At 66.7% G+C, this 6719-nt stretch carries 5 protein-coding genes and 1 pseudogene; 3 read left to right on the top strand and 3 right to left on the bottom strand.

The window, feature by feature from the left end; all coding sequences use genetic code 11:
* Positions 1-103 precede the first annotated feature (103 nt).
* Both J1C56_RS09585 and J1C56_RS09580 read right to left on the bottom strand, forming a co-directional pair.
* Positions 104-391, bottom strand: a pseudogene (locus J1C56_RS09585) (cisplatin damage response ATP-dependent DNA ligase); the annotation flags it as partial.
* A 268-nt stretch (positions 392-659) separates the two neighbouring features.
* Positions 660-1670: a ligase-associated DNA damage response exonuclease gene (locus tag J1C56_RS09580; protein WP_214388229.1), complete on the bottom strand. Its 1011-nt coding sequence runs from the start codon at positions 1668-1670 to the stop codon at positions 660-662.
* An 84-nt stretch (positions 1671-1754) separates the two neighbouring features.
* Between J1C56_RS09580 and J1C56_RS09575 the strand changes: the two genes are divergently transcribed.
* Complete coding sequence (locus J1C56_RS09575) at positions 1755-2666, top strand: methyltransferase domain-containing protein (protein ID WP_214388227.1); 912 nt, start codon at positions 1755-1757, stop codon at positions 2664-2666.
* Here the strand turns inward: J1C56_RS09575 and J1C56_RS09570 are convergent.
* Positions 2663-2839 (bottom strand): hypothetical protein, encoded by a 177-nt coding sequence (locus tag J1C56_RS09570; protein ID WP_214388225.1) that lies wholly within the window; start codon positions 2837-2839, stop codon positions 2663-2665. The genes J1C56_RS09575 and J1C56_RS09570 overlap by 4 nt on opposite strands.
* A gap of 412 nt (positions 2840-3251) precedes the next feature.
* Between J1C56_RS09570 and J1C56_RS09565 the strand changes: the two genes are divergently transcribed.
* Entirely contained in the window at positions 3252-5867 is a 2616-nt protein-coding gene (locus tag J1C56_RS09565) for a ligase-associated DNA damage response DEXH box helicase (protein ID WP_214388345.1), read from the top strand.
* Entirely contained in the window at positions 5864-6577 is a 714-nt protein-coding gene (gene pdeM, locus J1C56_RS09560; RefSeq protein ID WP_214388223.1) for a ligase-associated DNA damage response endonuclease PdeM, read from the top strand. The genes J1C56_RS09565 and pdeM overlap by 4 nt, the downstream gene beginning before the upstream one ends.
* The last annotated feature ends 142 nt before the right edge of the window (positions 6578-6719 follow it).

The raw sequence follows: 6719 nt of genomic DNA, 5'->3' as shown, positions 1-6719 counted from the left end.
TTTTTTTTTTTCAAGCGGAAGAGGGCATACGAGTGCCTGAGGTGTCTGGGGGGGTCGGAGATGGGTATAAGAGACGGGGGGTAAGGGGTGGGGGTGTCACAGGCGATGCGTTGCGGCCCGTCTCCGGCCAGACCAGCGACACGGTTTCGGCGAGGTCGCCGACATAGTCGTAGGAATAGCCGAACAGCACCGGGTCCATGCGCTCGGAAACGAGCTGGCGCAGCATCGCCGGCTTGACCGAGGCGATGTCGAGTTCGCCGGTGAGGGCGGCGAGTGCAAGGCCACGATCGGGGTCTTCGACCGCGCGGAAGTAGTCGGTGATGAGTTTCAGCTTGCCATTGCGCGATGGCGTCAGCACCAGGCGGTCGAGGAGTTCGGCGAAGCGGTTCATGGGGCGATGGCTCCCCGCGAAGGGCGAGTTTCGTCCCACCCCCCTCTGGCCTGCCGGCCATCTCCCCCGCAAGGGGGGAGATTGGCAGCTCCGCTGTTGGCGCTCGTCTTGCGCCGGTGGTGATTGGCGAAGGCGGTGATGAAGGCCGATCTCCCCCCTTGCGGGGGAGATGTCCGGCAGGACAGAGGGGGGTGCTGTCCCGCAATGTTTCCTATCTTGCCATGGGCAGGCCAGAGGGGGAGTGAAAGGATCGCGAGGCTGCTCATCCTCAATCCCCCTCATCCTCATAGCCGACGAGATGCAGCGGCCGCGCGGAAATCCCGTTGAGCTCGCACCAGCGCACCAGAGCTTCCTCGCGGCCATGGGTGACCCAGACCTCGCCGGCGCCGGTGTCCCTGATCGTGGCGGTCAGCTCGTCCCAGTCGGAATGGTCGGAGATGATGAGCGGCAGCTCGACGCCGCCCTGCCTGGCGCGCTGGCGGATGCGCATCCAGCCAGAGGCGAAGGAGGTGAGCGGATCGGGGAAGCGGCGCGCCCAACGGTCGGCGAAGCTCGATGAGGGCGCAACGATGATGGCGCCGGCGAAGTCGCGCTTGTCGCCATCCTCGACGGTCGCCGGCTGGAGGTTGCCAAGCTTGATGCCCTGGCTCTCGTAATATTCGCTCAGCCGCGCGATGGCGCCATGGATGTAGATCGGCCGGTCGTAACCCTGGTCGCGCAGCAGCCGCATGACGCGCTGGGCCTTGCCGAGCGCATAGGCGCCGACGAGATGGGCGCGCTCGGGAAACTGCTGCGCCGACTTCAGCAGCTTGCCGATCTCGTCCGCGGCATCGGGGTGGCGGAAGACCGGCAGGGCGAAGGTGGCCTCTGATATGAACACGTCGCAGGGCACGACTTCGAAGGCGGCGCAGGTCGGGTCGGTTGCGCGCTTGTAGTCGCCCGAGGCGACGATGCGCATGCCGTTGTGCTCGACCAAAATCTGGGCCGAGCCGAGCACATGGCCGGCGGGGTGGAAGGAGACGGTGACGTCGCCGAGCCTGATCCTGTCGCCCAGGGCCATCGCCTGGGTGGCGCCGGCGAAATCCGGCCCGCAGCGGATCGCCATGATGTCGAGCGTCTCGCGCGTCGCCAGCACCTTGGCGTGGCCGGGCCGGGCATGGTCGGAATGGCCGTGCGTGATCAGCGCGCGCTCGACCGGCCGCACCGGGTCGATGTAGAAATCGCCGGGAGGGCAATAAAGCCCCTCGGGGCGGGGGTGAAGCAGGTCGCTGGCGCGCATCTTTGCAAGATAGGCATTTGTCGCTTGCGTGGAAGGCCGCTTTGGCAGTAATGCGCGCCACTCTCCTCATTGTGGACACCGCGCTTGACGCCGCTGCAGCTCTCTTCCAACGACCTGCTTGCCGACCGGCGGGCGGACTATGCCGAAATGCTGTTTGCTTCGGGCGAGCATGCGGCCGCGGCCGAACTGATGCTCGGCGCGCTCGAGCTGGCGCCGAACTGGGCCATGGGCTGGTTCCGCGCCGGCGAAATGCACGAGGCCGCGGGCCAGGCGCAAGCCGCCGCCGCAGCCTGGCGCATGTCGCTGAAACTCGAGCCGGCCGATCGGCCAGGGGCGGCGCTCAAGCTGCAGCTGATCGGTGCGGCGCCCGCCGCCGACAGCCCGCCCAGCGCCTTTGTCGAGATGCTGTTCGACCAGTATGCGGAAAAGTTCGATCATGCGCTGGTCGAGACGCTGCACTACCGCGTGCCGGAGTTGCTGACGGCAGCCATCGCTGCGACCGGGCGCAACGCGTTTGCGCATGCGGTCGATCTCGGCTGCGGCACCGGGCTGATGGGCGTCAAGCTCAGGCCGGTGGCCAGGCTGCTCGACGGCTACGACATCTCGGCCGAGATGCTGAGCAAGGCGCGCGACAAGGGCGTTTACGACAGCCTGGTGAAGGCTGACTTGCAGGAGCTGGAATTTGCCGGCGAAGCGGCGGACCTCGTCACCGCCGCCGACGTGTTCATGTATCTCGGTGCGCTCGACAGGGTGTTTGCAAGCGTCATGAAGATCTTGGCGCCGGGCGGATTGTTTGCCTTTTCGGTCGAGCGTCTTGCCGGCGAGGGTGTCTTCGAGCTGCAGGACTCGCGCCGCTATGCCCATTCCGAAGCCTATGTGCATGGGCTGATCGCCGCTGCCGGCCTGAGGCTCGTTTCGCTGGAGCGCGCCGTCATCCGCCAGGACCGCCGCGAGCCGGTCGAGGGCCTGATCGTGGTGACGGAGCGCAGAGCCTAACGCTGCCGGCTGCTGCTTGGGCTGCCGAGCATGCCGCGCGAGCGCAACGGCTTTTCCGCTGGCTTGGCGGTGGGGGTTACTTGCTGCTGCAACGCTTCCAGCTGGGCCTGGAGGTCGCGGACGAGCCTTTCCAGCTCGGCGATGCGGGATTCGTGGGAAGAGGTGTCGGGCATGGGCGGCTCTCAGTTTGGGCTGCCCATCTGATACGGCGGTCCTTGGGATGCAAGTCTGTTAACTCGCGCTCCGTCGCGCCCCCCTCTGGCCTGCCGGCCATCTCCCCCACTAGGGGGGAGATCACGCCTTCATTGGCGCCGCAGCCAATCGCCGACATAGCTGCTTGCGCCTTGCAACCCTTCAGGGTGGGCGCTGCCGGCGACGTGACTAATCTCCCTCCTTGTGGGGGAGATGGCCGGCAGGCCAGAGGGGGGTGCGAAGGATCGCGACCTCGACATTCTGCCAAGGGCGCTGCCAACGGCACGTCTTGATCCCTTTTTGTTCCAGAATTCACTTGGCGTAACCTGATCCCCGCGCTAGGCATGGGGCGTGACGAGCCAAGCGCGACTGGAGCCGAATTCGACTGCCGCGATGCTGCCGGAGCCATTCGTGCGATGGTTCGCCGAGCGCGGCTGGTCGCCGCGTGCCCACCAGCTCGATCTGCTGGCGACAGCCCAGCAGGGAAACTCGGTGCTGCTGATTGCGCCGACGGGTGCCGGCAAGACGCTGGCCGGGTTCCTGCCGGCGCTGACCGATCTCGCCATGCGGCCGAAGAAGCGTCCAGGCGAGGCGCAGCGCGGCGTGCACACGCTCTACATCTCGCCGCTCAAGGCGCTGGCGGTCGACATCGAGCGCAACCTTGGCAAGCCGGTCGCCGAGATCGGCCTGCCGATCACGATGGAAACGCGCACCGGCGACACGCCGCAGCACAAGCGCGCGCGCCAGAAGCTGTCGCCGCCCGAAATCCTTTTGACGACGCCCGAGCAGCTTGCGCTGCTGATCGCATCGCCCGACGCCGAGCGCTTCTTCTCCGACCTGCGCTACATCGTGCTCGACGAGCTGCATTCGCTGGTGACCTCCAAGCGCGGGCACCTCCTGTCGCTTGGACTGGCGCGCCTCAGGAAGTTCGTGCCCGGCCTCCAGGCGATCGGCCTGTCGGCGACGGTGGCCGAGCCGGATGAGCTCAGGCGCTGGCTGGTGAGGCAGGGCACTTCACCCTCCCCCTTGTGGAGAGGGTCGACGCACAGCGTCGGGGTGGGAGCAGAGGTGGAGAGCAGTTCACTCCCACCCCGCCCTTCGGGCGACCCTCCCCACAAGGGGGAGGGTAATGCCAGCATGGCCGAACTGATCACCGTGTCGGGCGGGGCCAAGCCGGAGATCACGATCCTCGATTCCGAGGAGCGCGTGCCGTGGTCGGGTCATTCGGCGCGCTACGCCATTCCGGACGTCTACGAAGCGATCCGCAAGCACCGTACGACGCTGTTGTTCGTCAACACGCGCAGCCAAGCGGAGCTTTTGTTCCAGGAGCTGTGGCGCGTCAACGACGACAACCTGCCGATAGCGTTGCACCATGGCTCGCTCGATGTCGGCCAGCGCCGCAAGGTCGAAAAGGCGATGGCCGACAACGTGCTGCGCGCCGTCGTCGCCACCTCGACGCTCGACCTCGGCATCGACTGGGGCGACGTCGACCTCGTCGTCCATGTCGGGGCGCCGAAGGGCGCGAGCCGGCTGGCCCAGCGCATCGGCCGCGCCAACCACCGCATGGACGAGCCGAGCAAGGCGATCCTGGTGCCGGCCAACCGCTTCGAGGTGCTGGAGTGCCGGGCGGCACTGGAGGCCAACTATCTCGGCGCTCAGGACACCCCGCCGCTGCTCGAAGGCGCGCTCGACGTTTTGGCCCAGCATGTGCTGGGCTGCGCGTGCGGCGCGCCTTTCCGTGCCGACGAGCTGTTCGACGAGGTGAGGGGGGCGGCACCCTATGCCGGGCTCGACCGTGACACCTTCGACCGCGTCGTCGATTTCGTCGCCACCGGTGGTTATGCGCTGCGCAGCTACGAGCGCTACGCCCGCATTCGCCTGACCAAGGACGGCACCTGGCGGGTGTCGAATCCGCGCATCGCCCAGCAGTATCGGCTCAATGTCGGCACCATCATCGAGTCGCCGATGCTGAATGTCCGCTACACCCGCGCCAAGGGCAAGTCGGGCGCCGGCAGCGCGCAGTCGCTCGCCCTGCGCGGCGGGCCGGTGCTCGGCAAGATCGAGGAGTATTTCGTCGAGACGCTGTCGATCGGCGACATGTTCATCTTCGCCGGCAAGGTGCTGCGCTTCGAGGGCATCCGCGAAAACGAGTGCTACGTCTCGACGGGCGGCGGCGGCAATGTGTTGGTGCCGTCCTATGCCGGCGGCAAGTTTCCGCTGTCGACCTATCTCGCCGACCAGGTGCGCGGCATGCTGGCCGATCCCGCGCGCTGGAAGGCGTTGCCCGAGCAGGTCTCGGACTGGCTGCGCATGCAGCAGATGAAGTCGATCCTGCCCAAGCGCGAGGATTTGCTGATCGAGACCTTTCCGCGCGGCGAGCGCCACTACATGGTGGCCTATCCGTTCGAGGGCCGGCTGGCGCACCAGACGCTCGGCATGCTTTTGACCAGGCGGCTGGAGCGGGCCGGCGCGCGACCGCTCGGCTTCGTCGCCACCGATTATTCGCTGGCCATCTGGGCGCTCGGCGATCTTGGCCAAATGTTCAAGGCGAAAAAACCCTCGCTCGCCGAGCTGTTCGACGAGGACATGCTGGGCGACGACCTCGAGGCCTGGCTCGCCGACAGCTGGCTGCTCAAGCGCACCTTCCGCAACTGCGCCGTCATATCGGGCCTGATCGAGAAACGCTTTCCCGGCCAGGAAAAGAACGGGCGCCAGGTGACGGTTTCGGCCGACCTCATTTACGACGTCTTGCGCAGCCATGAGCCCGACCACATCCTGCTCAAGGCGACACGCGCGGATGCGGCATCCGGCCTGCTCGATGTCAGGAGGCTGGCCGAGATGCTCTCGCGCATCCACGGGCGAATCGTTCATAAGATGCTCGACCAGATTTCGCCGCTGGCCGTGCCGGTCATGCTTGAAATCGGCCGGGAGCCGGTCAATGGCGAGGCCAACGACACGCTGCTGCTCGAAGCGGCGGACCTGATCGAAGAAGCGATGGGAAGCGCATGAACATAGCCGCGCGCGAACTGACCAGGGCCGGTTGCGAGACGATTGTCCTATCGGGCATGCGCGCCGTCTGCGACTGGCGCGGCGTGGTGCATTTCCCCGACCTCGACCTGCTTGTCGTTTCCGACCTGCATCTGGAGAAGGGCTCGTCGCATGCCCGCCGCGGCCGGCTGATCCCGCCCTACGATACGGCGGCGACGCTTTTGCGGCTGGCCTCGGTCGTGGATGATTATGCGCCGAAGACCATCATCAGCCTCGGTGACAGCTTCCATGACGGCGAGGGTGCGGCGCGCCTGCCGGAGCCGTTCCGCGACAGCCTGATCGGGATGATGAAGGGGCGTGACTGGTTCTGGGTCGCAGGCAACCACGATCCGGACGCGCCCGACGACCTGCCCGGCGAAACCGTGCAGGAACTCGCCGTCGGCGGGCTGGTGTTCCGCCACGAGCCGTCGAAGGGCCATGCCGAGGGCGAGGTCGCCGGCCACCTGCATCCATGCGCGCGCATCGTCCAGCGCAGCCGCTCGGTGCGCCGGCGCTGCTTCGCCAGCGATGGCCTGCGGCTGGTGATGCCCGCCTTCGGCGCCTTCACCGGTTCGCTCAACGTGCTCGACCGCGCCTACAAGGGCATGTTCCGCAACGGTGCGCCGACGGCGTATATGATCGGGACTGGCCGCGTTTATCCGATTGCGGGGTCGCTGCTGCGGCCGGGCTGATCTCAGGTGCCTGCACCGCCTTCGTGTCGTCTATGTCACGGCATGGATTCCCGACACTCTCCGCTCGTTTCACTCGCTCACGAGGTCGGGAATGACGGATGATAAAAGCGCGCCGGCCAACCTTCGACGTTTCCTCAGCATA

Origin of the sequence: Aminobacter anthyllidis, assembly GCF_018555685.1 — a bacterium.
In the GTDB taxonomy this organism is placed as follows: domain Bacteria; phylum Pseudomonadota; class Alphaproteobacteria; order Rhizobiales; family Rhizobiaceae; genus Aminobacter; species Aminobacter anthyllidis.
The sequence above is the reverse complement of the archived record's forward strand: the minus strand, read 5'-3'. Positions and strand labels throughout refer to the sequence as shown.

Bases quoted from the DNA above. Each gene is read 5' to 3' on its own strand.
- J1C56_RS09580 (WP_214388229.1), bottom strand. From the start codon at position 1,670: ATGCGCGCCAGCGACCTGCTTCACCCCCGCCCCGAGGGGCTTTATTGC.
- J1C56_RS09565 (WP_214388345.1), top strand. From the start codon at position 3,252: ATGCTGCCGGAGCCATTCGTGCGATGGTTCGCCGAGCGCGGCTGGTCG.
- J1C56_RS09570 (WP_214388225.1), bottom strand. From the start codon at position 2,839: ATGCCCGACACCTCTTCCCACGAATCCCGCATCGCCGAGCTGGAAAGG.
- pdeM (WP_214388223.1), top strand. From the start codon at position 5,864: ATGAACATAGCCGCGCGCGAACTGACCAGGGCCGGTTGCGAGACGATT.